We start from the raw sequence: 15,430 nt of genomic DNA on the forward strand, positions 1-15,430 counted from the left end.
TCAGGTGGCGCGCGTGCGGCGCAGATGCGCCCCGACCCGCAGCGCCTGCGCGGCAATGGTCAGGGCAGGGTTCAGCGCGGCGGAAGACGGGAAGAACCCGCCATCCACGACATGCAGGTTTGGATGGTCATGCGCGCGGCACAGCGCATCCAGCGCCGAGGTCGCCGGGTCATCGCCCATCCGCACGGTGCCGCATTGATGCGACGGCGCCTGAATGCCGAACCCATGGCGCAGCACCAGCGGAAATCCGGCCCGGCGCAGGACCGCCCTGACATGCCGGACAAAACGATCATGCGCGCCACCGCCGCCGGGGCGATAGTCGACCATGACGCGGCCATCCGGCAGCAGCCGCACCCGGCTGTCGACATTCGGCAGATCCTCCGACATGGCCAGCACATCCACCGTATGACGGCCCAGCCAATTGGCCAGCGGCAAAGGCGTGCGCGGATAGGCGGCGCGGATCATCGCACCCTGAATATTCCCCAGCATCTGAATATTGCCGCGTGCATCCGGGTCATCCGGCAGGCCGTGATAGAAATCGTTCAGTGACAGGGTTTTGGGAAAGCGCGTGCCGTTCACGGCAAAGGGATTGACTGCCATCAACCCGGTCAGGTGATGGTTCATCAGATAACGCCCGACCACGCCCGACCGATTGGCAAGCCCGTCCGGGGCCGCCTCGCAGGCGGAGCGCAGCAGGATCAGCGCCGAATTGATCGCGCCCGCGCTCAGCACGAAGGTCGGCGCTTCCACCCGCAGCACTTCGCCCTGACGGCGGACCTCTGCCGCGACAATGCGCCGCCCGTCCTCATCCGCGATCAGGCGCAGAACTTCGGCCTGACGCTCCAGCCGCACATCGGGATGCGCCAGCAAGGGGCGCAGCACCCGGGTTTCCGCATCGCCCTTGGCCCCGAAGCGACAGACGAAGGCATCGCAGGTGCCGCAGCGCTGACAGGTGCCGCCGGGGCCGTAATCCACCGCAGAGGGCATGTGAAACGGGCGCAGCCCCTGCGCTGTCAGCTGCCCCGACAGCGCGGCAATCACCGGCTCATGCGGGATTGCGGCATGGGGAAACGGCTCACGCGGCGGCTCTGTCGGGTCAAGACCGGCCTGCCCGCGCACGCCATACAGCCGTTCTGCCTCGGCGTAATGCGGTGCCAGATCGGCATAGCGGATCGGCCAGGCCGGAGAGCGCGCGCCATCCATCACGCTGTCCTCGAAATCGCTTTCGCGAAACCGGAACATCGCGGTGCCGTAAAACTTGGTATGGCCGCCGACGTAATAATACTGGCCCGGCCGGAAGGCGACGCCCTCCGGCGTGAGCCATGTGTCGCGGGTCTTGTAGCGCTGCTGGCCAAACACCGCTTCGGCATCGCTGTTCTGCGGCTCGTCAGGCAGAAAGTCGCCCCGTTCCAGGATCAGGATCTTCGCGCCGCTGCCGGCAAGCTGATGCGCCACGGCGGTGCCGCCGACACCCGAGCCAATGATCACGATATCCGCCGTCAATGTCTGCATGACGCCCCCCTTTGCCCTGTCAGGGTGCCAAACCGCAGCCCGCCGCGCCATTCCCCAAGGCCGCACATCCTTGTATGATTGCCGCATTCAGACGGAACAGAGATACGTAATGCCCATAACACCGCCCTATTTCGAGACAGTCCGCATCCCGCCGGACCGATCGCTGCTGGTGTTCGACCGGCAGCTGCCGGAGTTTCCGTTCAACTGGCACTATCACCCGGAATTCGAGCTGACGCTGACGGTGGACAGCCGCGGCATGCGGTTTGTCGGCGATCATGTCGGGCAATATGACGACGGCGATCTGGTGCTGATCGCGCCAAACCTGCCCCATGCCTTTCAGTCACAGGCGCTGATCGGCACCGCGCCGCAGCATCGGGCGGTGGTCTGCTGGTTCACCCAAGACTGGGCCAGCGGTCTGAGCGCGGTCATGCCCGAACTGGCCCTGGTGGCCGCCTTGCTGGCACAGGCGCGGCGCGGCCTTCGCTTTGGTGCGGCCACCACGGCTCGGCTGCGCCCGCAGATCCTGCATCTCGGGCAGATGGACGCCATCCGCCAGGTGATGACGCTGCAATCCCTGCTGGTCGCCCTTGCCGACGCGCCGGACCGGACACCGCTGGCGACGGGCGAGGTGACGGTCAGCGATCTGCCGCGCGACCGCGCGCGGCTGCAAAAGGTGCTGGACCACCTCCATGCGCATTACGACCAACCGCTGCGCCTGCACCCGATCTGCGAGCTGGTGCATCTGACCGAAAGCCAGTTGCAACGCGTCTTCAAGCGCAGCGCGCGCATGTCGATCAGCGCCTATGTGCTGCAACTGCGTCTGGGGCGCGCCTGTCAGATGCTGGTGCAATCCGATCTGCCGGTCGGGCGCATCGCAACCGACTGCGGCTTTTCCGACGCCGCCGATTTTGCCCGGCGGTTCAAAGCCGTGCGCGGCGTCACCCCCTCCGGCTACCGCGCGCGCTTTCGGAGCGTGTGAGGTGGGATGGCTCGGGTTTGAGGCCAACCCGGATGGTCAGCGGACGCTGTCAGTCAGAAAGAACCTCAGGGTCAAACTCCATGGTTGAACCTGCCAGCCGAAGTCTGGCGCAGTCAGCATGAGAAGCGATGGTTTGGATTGCATCTGTATCGCGAAATAGGCTTGTCACGGTAATCCTGACTGCATGAACATCGTTCAAGTCGATGGCGTTGCCGCAAAACCAACACGTATTATTCACCACCATGAATGCTCCAGATCTTGCTGATCGAGGCAGACGAGCTGTCCGTTTGTCTGATGCAAGCGACCGCTCAGTCCCACACCCCCTCACCGCTCCATAGCCCCCTTCCCCGCAAGGATATGCGGGCGGAGTTTGGTGAGGCGGGACTGGCGGGTTGCGCTGGTTTTCGCCGTGCCGAGGTGGATCACATAGCTTTTCTGGCGGCCCGGTGTCAGGCGGTGAAAGGCCTCGGCGAGCGTGGGATCGGCGTCGAGTGCCTCGACCAGTTCTTCGGGCAGATCCAGCGCGCCTGCCACCTTGGGCGGTTTGATCCCGGCCTCGGCATAGCCCATCGCCTCGGTCAGATAGGCGGCGATGGTCGGGGCCATGGCCTCGATCTGCGCGCGGTCGGTGAAGCGGAATGCATCGGGGTGGGCGCTGTTCGGCCCCTGCCGTTGCAGGATGCCCTCGGGATCGGTCATCAGCGCGGCGTTGAAAAAGCTCAGCCGGACATCGCCGCGAAAGGCGCCGATAATCGCGATATTGCGCCCGGCATGGACATAGCAGGGGTGGCCCCATTTCGCCGTTTCGGTCAGCCCGGCGGCAAGGCAAAGGCGGCGCAGCGCGGCCAGACCCTCGGCCCAGAGCCGCGCCGAACAGTCTGCCGTCGCAAACCGGGCGCAGCGCCCGCAACCATCCCGGAAATAATCGGTGATATCGGTAATCATGCGAAGATCCCCCAATGCAGGCTAGCGCGCCGCCCGCTCTTCCACCGTCTGGCGCAGCGCGGACAGCAGATCGTGGAAGCGGTCGCCCTGCACGATGACATGATCACGCAGCGCCGTCGCCGCCGCTTCGGGATCGCCTGCCCGGATCGCCGCGACGATCTGGTCATGTTCGTTGAACGAGCGCGACATGCGGTTGCGCACCCGCAGCTGCATCCGCCGGTAGGGTTGCAGCATGGCGTGCAACCGGGCGGCCTCCTGTTCCAGAAAGGCATTGTGGGTGGCGCGGTAGATGCAGTGATGGAACAGCGAATTGTGCCGGTAATAGCCTTCGGTATCGCCCGCTTCCGCCAGTTCGTGGCAACGCTGATGAATCGCCTCGAACTCGGCCATCTCGGCTTCGGTGATGCGGCGGGCGGCCAGGCGGCCACAGGTCGCCTCGGCTTCGGCCATCACCTCGAAGCGTTCGGTCAGCTGTTCCGCCGTCCAGGTGGTGACGAAGGTGCCGCGCTTGGGCATCACCCGCACCAGCCCCGAGGCTTCCAGTTGATACAGCGCCTCGCGGATCGGCGTGCGTGAACAGTCGAACTCGCGTTCCAGCGCCTCGGGGTCAAGCCGGGCGCCGGGCGCGTAAATGCCTTCGACAATGGCATTTTCCAGGGCGTTCCTGATCCGTAGGGCATTGGGAATCGTGCGCATCCGACCCTCCTTCCATCTGTGCAGAAGCTTACGCCACCTCGGCCATGATATCCATGTGCAACCTTGTTATATACAACAGAAGTGTCGAAGCGTATAACACACTCAGGGAGATTCGCACCGCTTGGGAGGGTGGTGCGAAGCGCAGCCGGAACACCCGGCGCGGGCGATACCAGGGAGAGGAGCCACGCATGTCACCACATCTGATTTCTATATATGCCTTGGGTGCGATGTTCGTTGTCGCAACCATCTGGCCGATCAACATGGGGGTGCTGGCATTTGTCGGCGCCTTTCTGGTCGGCACATTGCTGGCCGCACAGTCCACCAAGGACATCATTGCGGGCTTTCCGGGCGGGTTGTTCCTGACACTGGTCGGGATCACCTGGCTGTTTGCACTGGCACAGAACAACGGCACCATCGACTGGCTGGTGCGCATGTCGGTCCGCGCGGTCAAGGGCCGGATCGCGGCGATTCCATGGATCATGTTCGGCATTTCGGCCCTGCTGACGGCGGTGGGGGCGGTCAGCCCGGGCGCCGTGGCCATCGTCGCCCCGATCGCGCTTGGCTTTGCCTTCCGCTATCAGATCTCGCCGCTGCTGATGGGTCTGATGGTGGTTCACGGGGCGCAGGCGGGCGGGTTTTCCCCGATCAGCATCTATGGCGGCATCACCAATGGCGTGGTGCAGAAGGCAGGGCTGCCGCTCAGCCCGATGACCACCTTTGCCGCCAGCTTTACCGTCAACGCCGCAGTGGCGCTGCTGCTGTTCATGGTGCTGGGCGGGCGCAAGCTGATGCAGATGCGGATGCAGACGGTCGAGACGATCAAGGTGCCGCATATCGAGATCGCCCGCGCCGCCACCGGCCCGCAGATCTTTGGCGACAGCGAGGCCGAAGCGCTGAGCCGCCGCATCAGCGAAGAGGGCGGCGGCAGTTCGAACCGGCTGGTGGCCGAGGTCGAAGAGGGCAATCACCGCGATGGCAACCTCTATCAGGTGGTCACGCTGGCGGCGCTGGTGCTGCTTGCGGTGCTGGTGCTGGCGTTCAAGCTGGATATCGGCTTTGTCGCGCTCAGCATCGGGCTTGGTCTGGCGCTCTGCGCACCGACCATGCAGAAACGCGCCATGGCGCAGGTGGCCTGGCCGGAAATCATGCTGATCACCGGCGTGTCGACCTATGTGGCGGTGCTGGAGCATATGGGCACCATCGATTTTGTGGGCGACAGCGTGGCGGGCATGGCCTCGCCGATGCTAGCGGCGCTGATGCTGTTTTTCATCGGGGCGGTGGTCTCGGCCTTTGCCTCGTCTACCGCAGTGCTCGGCTCGCTGATCCCACTGGCCGTGCCCTTCCTGCAAGGCGGTACGGGCGTCGGGGCCATCGGCTTCATCGCCGGGATGGCCGTGGCCTCCACCATCGTCGATGTCAGCCCGTTCTCGACCAATGGCGCGCTGGTTCTGGCCAATGCGCAGGGCGTGGACAAGCAGGCCTTCTTCCGCAAGCTGCTGAACTATGGTGCGCTGGTGACGGTCCTCGCCCCGGTCGTGCTGTGGATCATCTTTGTCGTGCTGCCGGGTTGACCCCGGCCGCCGCCACACCCCCCGGAGGTTCCAGATGCGCAAGACCGATCCTTCCCCCCGTCCGAACCGCCCGGCTTTTCTGGGCGACCTGTTCGAAAGCCTGACCGAACGCGGGCGTCGTCTGCTCGGCTGGCGCGAGGGCAGCGGGCCAGAGGCCATCCCGGTGCCGGACCTTGCCGAGTTGGGCCAGCGCCTGCTGTCGCGCCGGGGCGAGGCCTCGGGCGTGGTGATTGCCCGCGCGCTGCTGGCCGCGTTCGAGGATGCCGATCCCGCCGCGCGGCTGGCCTTCCTCACGGCGCTGGCCGAAAGCTTCGGCCCCGATGCGAAGGCGGTGAAAACCGCCCTCGCCGCGATGCAGAAGGCGCCGGAGTCCATCGAGGCGGTCGAGGCGCTGCACGCCGCCGCCGAGCCGCGCCGTCAGGAACTGCTGCGTCGCCTGAACCTTGCCCCCGGCGGCACCGCGGCGCTGGTCCGCATGCGCGAGGAACTGCTGCGCCATCTGCGCAGCCATCCCGACCTGCGCCGGGTCGATGCCGATTTTGCGCATCTGTTCGGATCCTGGTTCAACCGGGGCTTCCTGGGCCTGCGCCATATCGACTGGAACACCCCTGCCAGCATTCTGGAAAAGATCATCCGTTATGAGGCGGTGCATGCGATCCGGAACTGGGATGATCTGCGCAACCGCCTGCAACCGACCGACCGGCGCTGCTATGGCTTTTTCCACCCGCAACTGGTGGATGAACCGCTGATCTTTGTCGAAGTGGCGCTGACCCGCGCCATCCCCGACAATGTGGGCGGGCTGCTTGACCTCGCGCGCCAGCCGATCCGCGCCGAAGAGGCCGATACGGCGGTGTTCTATTCGATCTCCAACACCCAGCGCGGCCTTACGGGCGTGTCTTTCGGCAATTTCCTGATCAAACAGGTGGTGGAAGAGCTGAAGGCGGAGCGGCCCAATATCAAGACCTTCGTCACCCTGTCGCCCGTGCCCGGCTTTGCCGCCTGGCTTGCGGCGCAGCGCAAGGATAACAGCTCTGATCTAATCAGCGCCGATCAGCGCCTTGCCTTTGCCGCGCTGGACCGGCCCGGCTGGCAGACCGATCCGGCCACCGCCGAGGCGTTGCGCGCGCCCTTGCTGGCCGCCGCCGCGACCTATTTCCTGCGCGCCCGCAGCGCTGCAAAACGGGTCATCGACCCGGTGGCGCGGTTCCATCTGGGCAATGGCGCGCGATTGGAGCGGTTGAACCATCTGGGCGATGTATCGGCCAATGGCATGGCGCAATCGCATGGGCTGATGGTCAATTACCTTTATGACCTTGGCCAGATCGAGGCGAACCACGAAGCCTTCGCCGAACGCAGCCATATCGCCGCCTCGGACAGCGTGAAAGCCGCGCTGCCCGTCGGCACTTCCTGATTTTCCCCATTGCAGGAGTTTTGCATGACCGCGAACCTGTTCGACATCCTTGCCCGCTCGATCACCGATGCCGGGGCCACTGCCATCGAAACCCTTGCCGGAGAGCAGATCAGCTATGGCGATCTGGTTGCCCGCACCGGCCGCATGGCCAATGCGCTGGTGGCGCTGGGGGTGTCCCCCGGCGACCGCGTGGCGGTGCAGGTGGAAAAATCGGTCGAGGCGATCATCCTTTATCTCGCCACGGCGCGGGCGGGGGCGGTGTTCCTGCCGCTGAACACCGGCTATACGGCGGCAGAGATTGCCTATTTCATCGGCGATGCCGAACCGGCGCTGTTTGTCTGTGATCCGGCGCGCGTGGCGGATCTGGCGCAGGCGGCAGAGCAGGCCGGGGCGCGCATGGCCACGCTGGATGCCAGCGGGCTGGGCAGCCTGACCGATGCGGCAGAGGCCGCCGCCGAAGATTTCGCCACCGTGCCGCGCGCGGCGGATGATCTGGCGGCGCTGCTTTATACCTCGGGCACCACCGGACGCTCCAAAGGCGCGATGCTGACCCATGGCAATCTGGTGTCCAACGCGCTGTCGTTGCGCACGGCCTGGAGCTATACTGCCCGGGATGTGCTGATCCACGCCTTGCCGATCTTCCACACCCATGGATTGTTCGTTGCCACCAATGTCACGCTGTTTTCCGGCGCGTCGATGATCTTTCTGCCGAAATTCGACATTGACCGCATCTTCGAGCTGATGTCGCGCGCCACGGTGCTGATGGGGGTGCCGACCTTCTATGTGCGCCTGCTGGAGGATGACATGCTGAATGTGGAGACGACGGCGCAAATGCGGCTGTTCGTGTCCGGCTCGGCCCCGCTGCTGGCCGAAACCCACCGCGAATGGCGCGCCCGCACCGGCCATGCCATTCTGGAACGCTACGGCATGACCGAAACCAACATGAATACCTCGAACCCCTATGACGGCGCGCGGGTGGCAGGCACGGTGGGCCTGCCGCTGCCCGGCACCGAGGTGATCGTGACCGACCCCGAAACGGGCGTCGAACTGCCGCAGGGCGAGATCGGCATGATCGAGGTGCGCGGGGCCAATGTGTTCAAGGGCTATTGGCGGATGCCGGAAAAGACCGCCGCCGAACTGCGCGCCAACGGCTTTTTCATCACCGGCGATCTGGGGCGGATTGATGACAAGGGTTATGTCCACATCGTCGGGCGCGGCAAGGATCTGATCATCACCGGCGGTTACAACGTCTATCCCAAGGAGATCGAGGCCGAGATCGACGAGATACCGGGCGTGCTGGAATCCGCCGTGATCGGCATCCCGCACAAGGATTTCGGCGAGGCGGTGACGGCGGTCGTGGTGCCCACCGGCAGCCCGACCCTGACCGAAGCCGCCATCGTCGCGGCACTGGAGGGCCGTCTGGCCCGGTTCAAACAGCCCAAACGCGTGGTCTTTGTGCCGGAACTGCCGCGCAACACCATGGGCAAGGTGCAAAAGAACCTGCTGCGCGACCATCACGCCGGGCTGTATCAGGCCTGAGGCGCAGGGGCGGCGGGCCTCAATGGGGCCTGAGGCCGGTCAGCTTGTCGGGGTTGCGGGTGATGTAGATGGCGGTGATCCGCCCCGCCTCGATCTGCAAGGCCGTGGTTTGCAAATGATCCCCGACACGGCTGACAAAGCCCGGCAGGCCGTCGATCACGACGGCTTCCAGCAGATCCATCTGCGCGCCGTATTTCCGCGCCAGCGCCAGAAACAGCCGGATCAGATGGTCGGCCCCTTCGATCACATTGGGATAGGACGACACCTTGCCACCGCCATCTGCCCGCAGGCTTGCCCCTTCGGCCAGCATGGTGGCAAGCGCACGCGCATCGCCTGACCGGCAGGCCTCGAAAAACGCGCGGGCAAGGCTTTCGGCGCTGTCGCGCGACATCTGATAGCGGGGGCGGTCAATCTGCACATGGGCCCGCGCCCGCGCGGCAAGCTGGCGCGTGGCGGCGGGGCTGCGCCCGATGGTGATGGCAATCTCGTCCATGCTTTGCCCGAACACATCATGCAGTAGAAAGGTCGCCCGCTCCAGCGGCGACAGCCGCTCCAGCGCCATCATCAGCGTCAGGGTCAGATTGTCGGGGCGCAGATTGTCATCCTCTGGTTCGATCAGCGGCTCGGGCAGCCAGGTGCCCGGATAGGTTTCGCGCCGCATCCGGGCCGAGCGCATCTGATCCAGACACAGCCGCGAAACAACGCGGGTCAGCCAGGCTGCCGGGTCAAGGATCACGCCATGGTCGCCGCCCTGCCAGCGCAGCCAAGCCTCCTGTACGATGTCCTCGGCCTCGGTCCGGCTGCCCAGCATCCGATAGGCCAGGCGCAGCAGCCGGGGCCGCTGCGCCTGAAAGGTGATCGTCGGATCAGGCCGCATCGGCCAGCGCCGCAGGCAGCGTGGTCGGATGCGCGCTCCGAAACCCGACCTGCACCCGGTTCCACAGGTTGATGGCGCCAATGGCCAACGACAGCCAAGCCCGTTCGTCGGCATCAAACACGGCAGTGACGGCGGCCCAATCACCCTCCGGCGCGCCTGTCGCCGCAATCAGTGTCAGTGCCTCGGTCCAGGCCAACGCCGCCCGTTCGCGCGGCGAATAGATCGGGCTTTCGCGCCAGGCGGGCAGCATATGCAGGCGCAACGGCGCCTCGCCGTCCTTCAGCGCCTCGGCTGTGTGCATCTGGATGCAGAAGGCACAGGCGTTGATCTGGCTGGCACGCAGCTTGACCAGATGCAGCAGCTTCGGCTCCAGCGTGCTGGTCTTGATCGCGGCCTCCAGCGCGAACAGCGGCTTGAAGCCAGTGTCGGCGCGTTTGAAATGGTCGGTCATGCGGGGGGTCATATGGGTCTCCTTTGTGGATCTGACACCAGTATGACGGGGCAGCCCAGCCGGATGTGACATGGCCACGCTTTTTTTCAGGCACAGGCCATCGGGCCGCGATCCGGCTCGGCCATCGGCCCTTTGCGGTATTGCGCCCGCCAGGCGCTGGGGCTGAGGCCATGGCAGCGCGAGAATTCGCGGTTGAAGCTCGACTTGGTGGTAAAGCCGACGGCAAAAACGATTTCTGTCACCGGCATATCGGTTTCGGCCAGCATCCGGCAGGCATCCGACACGCGGAAGGAGTTCACATATTGCGGCACCCCCATCTGCCGCAGCGTTCTGACTGCCGTTGAGATCTGCCGCGCGCGGGTGTCGCTGTGGCTGGCAAGCCGGTGCAGCGTCAGATTTTCATCGCGGTAAAGATGGGTCTGCCGCATCAGGCGGTCCAGCCGGTCGAGGATCTCGGCGGCCTGACGCAGATCGGGGTCATCCGCGTCGGGGGCCTCAGCCTCTGCGGCCAGCGGGGCAAAGACCGGCTCCGGTTCGTTGCGGCCATGCAGGCCCCAGAACACCACGGCACTGGTGATCAGCGCCGCCAGAAAATTGGTATAGCCCACGACGACCGACCCGATATGGCCCTTGGCCAGCGCCATCTGGGTGAAAAACGCAATGTCGATGGTGGCCGATCCCAGCAGCAACATGCCGCCCAGCAGGAAGGCCAGCTCGGCCGAGACGGGCATCGCTGCCGCGTCGATGGCGACCCATTTCGGTGCGGTGCGGAAGGCCTGCGCCACCAGCAGCGTGCCGAAGATCACATATTGCGCCGTGCTGAGAAGATCGAGCGCGTCGCCCTGCCCCGCCAGCGCCAGTGCCGCCACCAAGGCCACCAACCCCAGCGCACCTGCCAGAACGATCTGCCGCGCCCTTGCGCCCAGCTTGCCGGACAATTCGGTCAGCGCCGCCCAGGTCAGCAGCGGCAGCAGGCTTGCCAGAACGATCACCGGCAGCGGGCGCAGGTCATAAAGCCCCCATTTCACGCCGATCAGGATCGCTTGTAGCACATAGCCGGCCAGCGCCAGATGCACGAGCGCAGGCAGACGCAGGATCAGCGAATAACCGAACAACACGGCCAGCAGGCAGGCGGTCAGAAACGGCAGCGGAAACATGAACATTCGGGATCTTCCTGATCTTGCAACGAATTTCGGCCAGAAGATCCGGCCCGACGTGCGGGCCGGACCGAGCGGGGCATCAGGCCCGCAGTGCATGCACCAGCGGGATCCGCGCGGCGGAAAACGCCGCCAGCACCCCGCCCACAACCCCGACCGCGAGGCCGAGCAGGCCACCCGTCAGCATCACACCGAAGGTCACCTGCAACTGGAACGCCATGCGGGTGTTTTCGGCGCCCATCGTGCTGGCCTGATAGCCGTTGAACACCAGCCACGACAGCAGGATGCCCAAGCCCGCGCCGATCAGCGTCAGCACCAGCGCCTCGCCACAGGTGCCGACAAAGGCGGCAAGCCGGCTGAAGCCCAGCGTGCGCACGGTGGCGATTTCCTTGGTGCGGTCTGACACCGAGGTCATCATCGTGTTCAGCGCACCGGCAATCGCGCCGCAGGCCATCAGCACCGCCAGCGGCCAGCCGAACATGCGGATCAGGCCACTGGTGCGTTCGGATTGGGTGGCGAACAGATCGGCCTCGGAACTGGCCACCAGCGGCGTGGTGGAAAACTGCGGCAAGGCGGCGCGCAGCGTCTCGATCGCTTGTGGCGAAACCAGCCCGACGCGCAGGCTCTGCACCTTGCCCTGACTGCCGAAGGCCGCCTGAACCGCCTCCAGATCGGCCCAGATCTCGGATTCAAAGGCGGTGCCGCCCGCCGAGAACTGGCCGACCACGGTCCAGTCTGCCGCGCCAAGGCGCACCGTCTCGCCCACACCCAGCCCACGGAAATCCTGCGCCAGCCGTGCGCCGACCACCAGTTCCCGCGCGCCGGGCTGGAACAGCCGCCCCGCCACCAGCGACACGCCGTCCCGCAGGCCCGGCCCGGCGGCGCTCATGCCGCGCAGCGCCAGCATTTCCGTACCGCCATCCGAGGCGCGCGTCAGATCCACCGGCGTCACCAGTTCGCGCGACACCAGCAGCCGCCCTTCGGCATCGCGGCGGATGCCCAGATCGGCGCTGGTGGCCTGCAGGGCGCGCAGCGCCTCTGCCGGGATGGTGGAGCTGCTTTCCTGATTGGTGCCGCCGCCCAGAATGACCGCAACCGATGGCGACCCCGCCCCGGTCATCGCCTGTTCAAAGCCCTTGGCCATGGACAGAAAGCCGATCAGCACCGCCACCACCAGGGTGATCGACAGGATCATCGACAGCGAAATCCACACCCGGCGCGGCAGGCTTCCCAGCCCGATGCCGATCATTGCGGTGATTTGTCTGAAATTGGAACGCATGGCTGTTACCTCGCTCTGAGGGTTTTGTGGATATTGGTATTCATCGCCAACAGGGCGGGCAGCAGGCCGGTCAGCAGCCCGAAAGCCACCATGATGCCCAGAGCCTTGACCAGCACCGGCACGCTCAGCACCAGCCCCAGTTGCGAGCCGACCAGCAGCGTGGCGAGTTTCGACAGGCCAAGCCCGATCAGCCCGCCCACCATGAAGATCAGCAGCGATTCCGCGAGGATCAGCCCCATGATCGCACCATTGCGAAAACCCAGCGTTTTCAGCAGGCCGATTTCAAAGGTGCGTTCGCGGATGGCAAACAACATGCTGTTGGCCACGATCATCAGGATGGTGGCAAAGGCCGCCCCCACCACCAGCCGCACGATCAGCCCGACATCGGCAAATTGCCGGATGAAGGCCTGAAGGAACTGCTTTTCCGATTGGGTGCGCGTCGGGCTGGAGGAATTGGCGAAGGCCGCATCAATGCGCGAGGCCAGTTCGGATGCCACCACGCCTGCGGCGGGGCGCACGATGAAACCGTTGACCGTATCACGCCCCTCGGCGCGGGCCGCGTTCACATAGTCATATTGCGCCACCATGAAATAGGTGTCGGTGCTGGAATTCGCGCCGTCAAAGATCCCGGCGATGTCAAAGCCCCAGTTCGGGCTGCCATCGGCACGGGGGGCGCGGAAGGCCGTCACCTCGACCCGCTGCCCGACCTGCCAGCCCTGCGCCTCGGCCAGCGCCCGGCCAACCAGCACGCGGTCGCGCGCGGCGGTCAGATCGGCCAGCATCGCGGGCGTGATGCCCAGTTCGGCCCCGCTGGTCTGCATCAGCCCCTCGGGATCGGCGGCATTGACCGGCACGATGTTCTTTTCCACCTCGACGAAGCCGCGCAGCCGGGTGGAATAGCCCACCGCCGCCACGCCCTCGATCTGCGAGATGCGGTTGCGCTGTGCCAGCGGCAGGGGCTGCGCTGTGCCCGCGCGGCTCATCACCGCCAGCAGATCTTCGCTGGCCGCCGTGGCACTCTGGGTGCCGTTCTCGAAACTGGCGGTCAGCCCGTAGATCAGGAAGGCCACGGCCACGCAGAGCATCAGCATCAGCGTGCGCAGCGGTTTGCGCCAGGTATTGCGGCGCGCGAGCTTGAAGTACGTCATGCCGGCACATCCTCTGCCTGTTCGACAAAACTGCCCTTGTTCAGATGCAGGACACGGCTGGCCTGCGCCGCCGCTTCGGGATCATGCGTCACCATGATGATGGTCTTGTTCAGATCGCGGTTGAGGAAGCGCAGGATGCGCAGCACCTCATCCGCCGATGCGCGGTCCAGATCGCCGGTCGGTTCGTCGCAGAGCAGCACCGCCGGATCCGTCACCAGCGCGCGGGCAATGCCGACGCGCTGTTGCTGCCCGCCCGACATCGTGGAGGGCAGCTGCGTCTGCCGCCCGGTCAGCCCGACCAGTTCCAGAATACGGTCGATGCGGTCCTTGCGCTGTTTGCGCGACAGCGGTTTGAGCAGCAGCGGCAGGCCCACATTGTCGGCCACATTCAGCATCGGCATCAGGTTGTAGAACTGAAAGATGATGCCGACATGATGCGCCCGCCATTGGGTCTTGGCGTTTTCGCCCATCTGATCAAGGTTGGCATCGCCCACCCGCACCGTGCCCCCATCCGGCTTGTCGATCCCGGCGAGGATGTTGAGCAGGGTCGATTTGCCCGACCCAGACGGCCCCATCAGCGCCAGAAACTCGCCCTTCTGGATGCCAAGCGTCAGGTTGGTGAAGATCGGCAGCGTGTCGGTGCCGACCTTGAAGCTTTTGCTCATGCCCCGGATGTCGATGAAGGGCGCGGCAGAGGAAGAGAGGGTCACGGCTGTGTTCCTTTGTATGTGCCTTGCTCCGGTCCGAGCAGGTCTGACAATTTGATGCTGGCCGCCATATTGGGGCGGATGCCCGCAGGCGGGTCGATCAGGGCAAAGCGCAGCGCGACGGTGCCTTTTTCGGCCGCAATGGTGGGGGCGATGCGCTCCACCTCGATGGGGAAGGGCGCGTCGGGAAAGCCGTCCAGCACCGCCTCGCCTTTCAGGCCGGCACGCAGATGGCCGATATTGGTTTCGGCCACATCCGCCTCGATCACCATGCGGTCGGTATCGGTGATCGTCAGCAGATCGCCCTCGCCCCGCGTGCTGTCGACGCGGCTGAGGATGCTGTTGCCGACGCGGGCGGTGATCGCGGTGACGATGCCGCCGATGGGCGCGCGCACGGTCAGGTGATCCACCACCGATTGCGCCTGCCCCAGACCCACATCCGCCGCACCAATCGCCGCCTCGGCCTGCGCCACCGCGTTCTTGGCCATGTCATGGGCGTTGCGGCTGTCCAGCAGTTGCTGGCCGGGCAGCGCGCCCTTGGCAAACAGCTTTTCGTCGCGCTGCAGGGTGGTTTCGGCCATGGTTTCACCCAGCCGGGCCGCCGCAAGGGCAAGTTCGGCGGTGCGGCGGGTGATGCGGGCATTGTCCAGCGCGAACTGCGCCTCGGGGTCTTGCAGGCGCACCAACACCTGACCCTTCTGCACGCGGTCCCCAAGCGCCACCTCGACGGCAACCACATCCCCGGCATAGCGGGCAAAGACCGCCGTCTGTTCGGGGGCGACCACATAGCCCGAGCCCGTCACCTCGCGGCCCACCGGCAGCGGGGCCAGAGGGGCGGCGGTCTGCGGTGCCGGAGCGGCCTGCACCTGTCCGGCCGTACCCTGCACCGTTTGCCGGAGCAGGTCTGCTTCAGGATCCGGTCCGGGCCAGATCAGGGCGGCCCCGGCCCCGCAGGCAATAAGCACTGCGACGGGGATGCCAAATCGCTTGTACCAGGCTGGCCGCGCCGCTGCCTTGAACGCCACAGGTTCAATGGACAGCGACATCAGCGCTTCGGCAAGCTTTCGATCGGAATGGATGTTCGTGTTCATGGCCCCACTGTCGGCAAGCTGCTGCCTTCGTGCGACCTGAATTCCTGCGCGCGGGTACTAAATTGCG

The 15,430-nt window shown here is 65.5% G+C and carries 14 protein-coding genes; 4 read left to right on the forward strand and 10 right to left on the reverse strand.

The annotated features are described in order from the left end of the window. Complete coding sequence (locus tag KM031_RS18360; protein WP_215505069.1) at nt 1–1,512, reverse strand: GMC oxidoreductase; 1,512 nt, start codon at nt 1,510–1,512, stop codon at nt 1–3. A 109-nt stretch (nt 1,513–1,621) separates the two neighbouring features. Here KM031_RS18360 and KM031_RS18365 point away from each other — a divergent pair, with 109 nt between their 5' ends. Beyond that, complete coding sequence (locus KM031_RS18365) at nt 1,622–2,491, forward strand: helix-turn-helix domain-containing protein (protein ID WP_215505068.1); 870 nt, start codon at nt 1,622–1,624, stop codon at nt 2,489–2,491. A gap of 324 nt (nt 2,492–2,815) precedes the next feature. Here KM031_RS18365 and KM031_RS18370 read toward each other — a convergent pair whose 3' ends face one another. Both KM031_RS18370 and KM031_RS18375 read right to left on the reverse strand, forming a co-directional pair. Further along, nucleotides 2,816–3,436, reverse strand: coding sequence for a YdeI/OmpD-associated family protein (locus KM031_RS18370; RefSeq protein WP_215505067.1), 621 nt, complete (start codon nt 3,434–3,436; stop codon nt 2,816–2,818). Between the two features lie 21 nt (nt 3,437–3,457). Beyond that, entirely contained in the window at nt 3,458–4,132 is a 675-nt protein-coding gene (locus KM031_RS18375; RefSeq protein ID WP_215505066.1) for a GntR family transcriptional regulator, read from the reverse strand. Between the two features lie 188 nt (nt 4,133–4,320). Between KM031_RS18375 and KM031_RS18380 the strand changes: the two genes are divergently transcribed. From KM031_RS18380 to KM031_RS18390, 3 genes are read left to right on the forward strand one after another with little or no spacing between them, the layout of a single operon-like run. Then, nucleotides 4,321–5,703: an SLC13 family permease gene (locus tag KM031_RS18380; protein ID WP_215505065.1), complete on the forward strand. Its 1,383-nt coding sequence runs from the start codon at nt 4,321–4,323 to the stop codon at nt 5,701–5,703. Nucleotides 5,704–5,737: 34 nt separating this feature from the next. Continuing rightward, nucleotides 5,738–7,114, forward strand: a complete 1,377-nt coding sequence (locus KM031_RS18385; protein WP_215505064.1) for a malonyl-CoA decarboxylase — start codon at nt 5,738–5,740, stop codon at nt 7,112–7,114. 24 nt (nt 7,115–7,138) lie between these two features. Further along, nucleotides 7,139–8,653, forward strand: coding sequence for a malonate--CoA ligase (locus KM031_RS18390; protein WP_215505063.1), 1,515 nt, complete (start codon nt 7,139–7,141; stop codon nt 8,651–8,653). A gap of 19 nt (nt 8,654–8,672) precedes the next feature. On the opposite strand, the gene KM031_RS18395 is transcribed toward KM031_RS18390, so the two are convergent. From KM031_RS18395 to KM031_RS18425, 7 genes are all read right to left on the reverse strand, one after another. Further along, the gene (locus KM031_RS18395; protein ID WP_215505062.1) at nt 8,673–9,530 is read right to left on the reverse strand and encodes a sigma-70 family RNA polymerase sigma factor; all 858 of its coding nucleotides are present in this window, start codon (nt 9,528–9,530) and stop codon (nt 8,673–8,675) included. After that, nucleotides 9,520–9,993 (reverse strand): carboxymuconolactone decarboxylase family protein, encoded by a 474-nt coding sequence (locus tag KM031_RS18400; RefSeq protein WP_215505061.1) that lies wholly within the window; start codon nt 9,991–9,993, stop codon nt 9,520–9,522. Before KM031_RS18400 ends, KM031_RS18395 begins: the two co-directional genes overlap by 11 nt. Nucleotides 9,994–10,067: 74 nt before the next feature. After that, nucleotides 10,068–11,144, reverse strand: coding sequence for a helix-turn-helix domain-containing protein (locus KM031_RS18405; protein WP_215505060.1), 1,077 nt, complete (start codon nt 11,142–11,144; stop codon nt 10,068–10,070). Nucleotides 11,145–11,220: 76 nt separating this feature from the next. Continuing rightward, nucleotides 11,221–12,417 (reverse strand): ABC transporter permease, encoded by a 1,197-nt coding sequence (locus KM031_RS18410; RefSeq protein ID WP_215505059.1) that lies wholly within the window; start codon nt 12,415–12,417, stop codon nt 11,221–11,223. Nucleotides 12,418–12,422: 5 nt separating this feature from the next. Further along, nucleotides 12,423–13,565, reverse strand: a complete 1,143-nt coding sequence (locus KM031_RS18415; protein WP_215505058.1) for an ABC transporter permease — start codon at nt 13,563–13,565, stop codon at nt 12,423–12,425. Then, the gene (locus KM031_RS18420) at nt 13,562–14,230 is read right to left on the reverse strand and encodes an ABC transporter ATP-binding protein (RefSeq protein ID WP_215505424.1); all 669 of its coding nucleotides are present in this window, start codon (nt 14,228–14,230) and stop codon (nt 13,562–13,564) included. Before KM031_RS18420 ends, KM031_RS18415 begins: the two co-directional genes overlap by 4 nt. A 41-nt stretch (nt 14,231–14,271) precedes the next feature. After that, nucleotides 14,272–15,363: an efflux RND transporter periplasmic adaptor subunit gene (locus tag KM031_RS18425; protein WP_215505057.1), complete on the reverse strand. Its 1,092-nt coding sequence runs from the start codon at nt 15,361–15,363 to the stop codon at nt 14,272–14,274. Nucleotides 15,364–15,430: the final 67 nt, after the last annotated feature.

Source organism: Gemmobacter fulvus, from assembly GCF_018798885.1.
Taxonomy (GTDB): domain Bacteria; phylum Pseudomonadota; class Alphaproteobacteria; order Rhodobacterales; family Rhodobacteraceae; genus Gemmobacter; species Gemmobacter fulvus.

What these genes read in the sequence shown, in the direction of transcription:
- KM031_RS18360 (WP_215505069.1), bottom strand. Translation starts at nt 1,512, where the DNA reads ATGCAGACATTGACGGCGGATATCGTGATCATTGGCTCGGGTGTCGGC.
- KM031_RS18365 (WP_215505068.1), top strand. Translation starts at nt 1,622, where the DNA reads ATGCCCATAACACCGCCCTATTTCGAGACAGTCCGCATCCCGCCGGAC.
- KM031_RS18370 (WP_215505067.1), bottom strand. Translation starts at nt 3,436, where the DNA reads ATGATTACCGATATCACCGATTATTTCCGGGATGGTTGCGGGCGCTGC.
- KM031_RS18375 (WP_215505066.1), bottom strand. Translation starts at nt 4,132, where the DNA reads ATGCGCACGATTCCCAATGCCCTACGGATCAGGAACGCCCTGGAAAAT.
- KM031_RS18380 (WP_215505065.1), top strand. Translation starts at nt 4,321, where the DNA reads ATGTCACCACATCTGATTTCTATATATGCCTTGGGTGCGATGTTCGTT.
- KM031_RS18385 (WP_215505064.1), top strand. Translation starts at nt 5,738, where the DNA reads ATGCGCAAGACCGATCCTTCCCCCCGTCCGAACCGCCCGGCTTTTCTG.
- KM031_RS18390 (WP_215505063.1), top strand. Translation starts at nt 7,139, where the DNA reads ATGACCGCGAACCTGTTCGACATCCTTGCCCGCTCGATCACCGATGCC.
- KM031_RS18395 (WP_215505062.1), bottom strand. Translation starts at nt 9,530, where the DNA reads ATGCGGCCTGATCCGACGATCACCTTTCAGGCGCAGCGGCCCCGGCTG.
- KM031_RS18400 (WP_215505061.1), bottom strand. Translation starts at nt 9,993, where the DNA reads ATGACCCCCCGCATGACCGACCATTTCAAACGCGCCGACACTGGCTTC.
- KM031_RS18405 (WP_215505060.1), bottom strand. Translation starts at nt 11,144, where the DNA reads ATGTTCATGTTTCCGCTGCCGTTTCTGACCGCCTGCCTGCTGGCCGTG.
- KM031_RS18410 (WP_215505059.1), bottom strand. Translation starts at nt 12,417, where the DNA reads ATGCGTTCCAATTTCAGACAAATCACCGCAATGATCGGCATCGGGCTG.
- KM031_RS18415 (WP_215505058.1), bottom strand. Translation starts at nt 13,565, where the DNA reads ATGACGTACTTCAAGCTCGCGCGCCGCAATACCTGGCGCAAACCGCTG.
- KM031_RS18420 (WP_215505424.1), bottom strand. Translation starts at nt 14,230, where the DNA reads ATGAGCAAAAGCTTCAAGGTCGGCACCGACACGCTGCCGATCTTCACC.
- KM031_RS18425 (WP_215505057.1), bottom strand. Translation starts at nt 15,363, where the DNA reads ATGAACACGAACATCCATTCCGATCGAAAGCTTGCCGAAGCGCTGATG.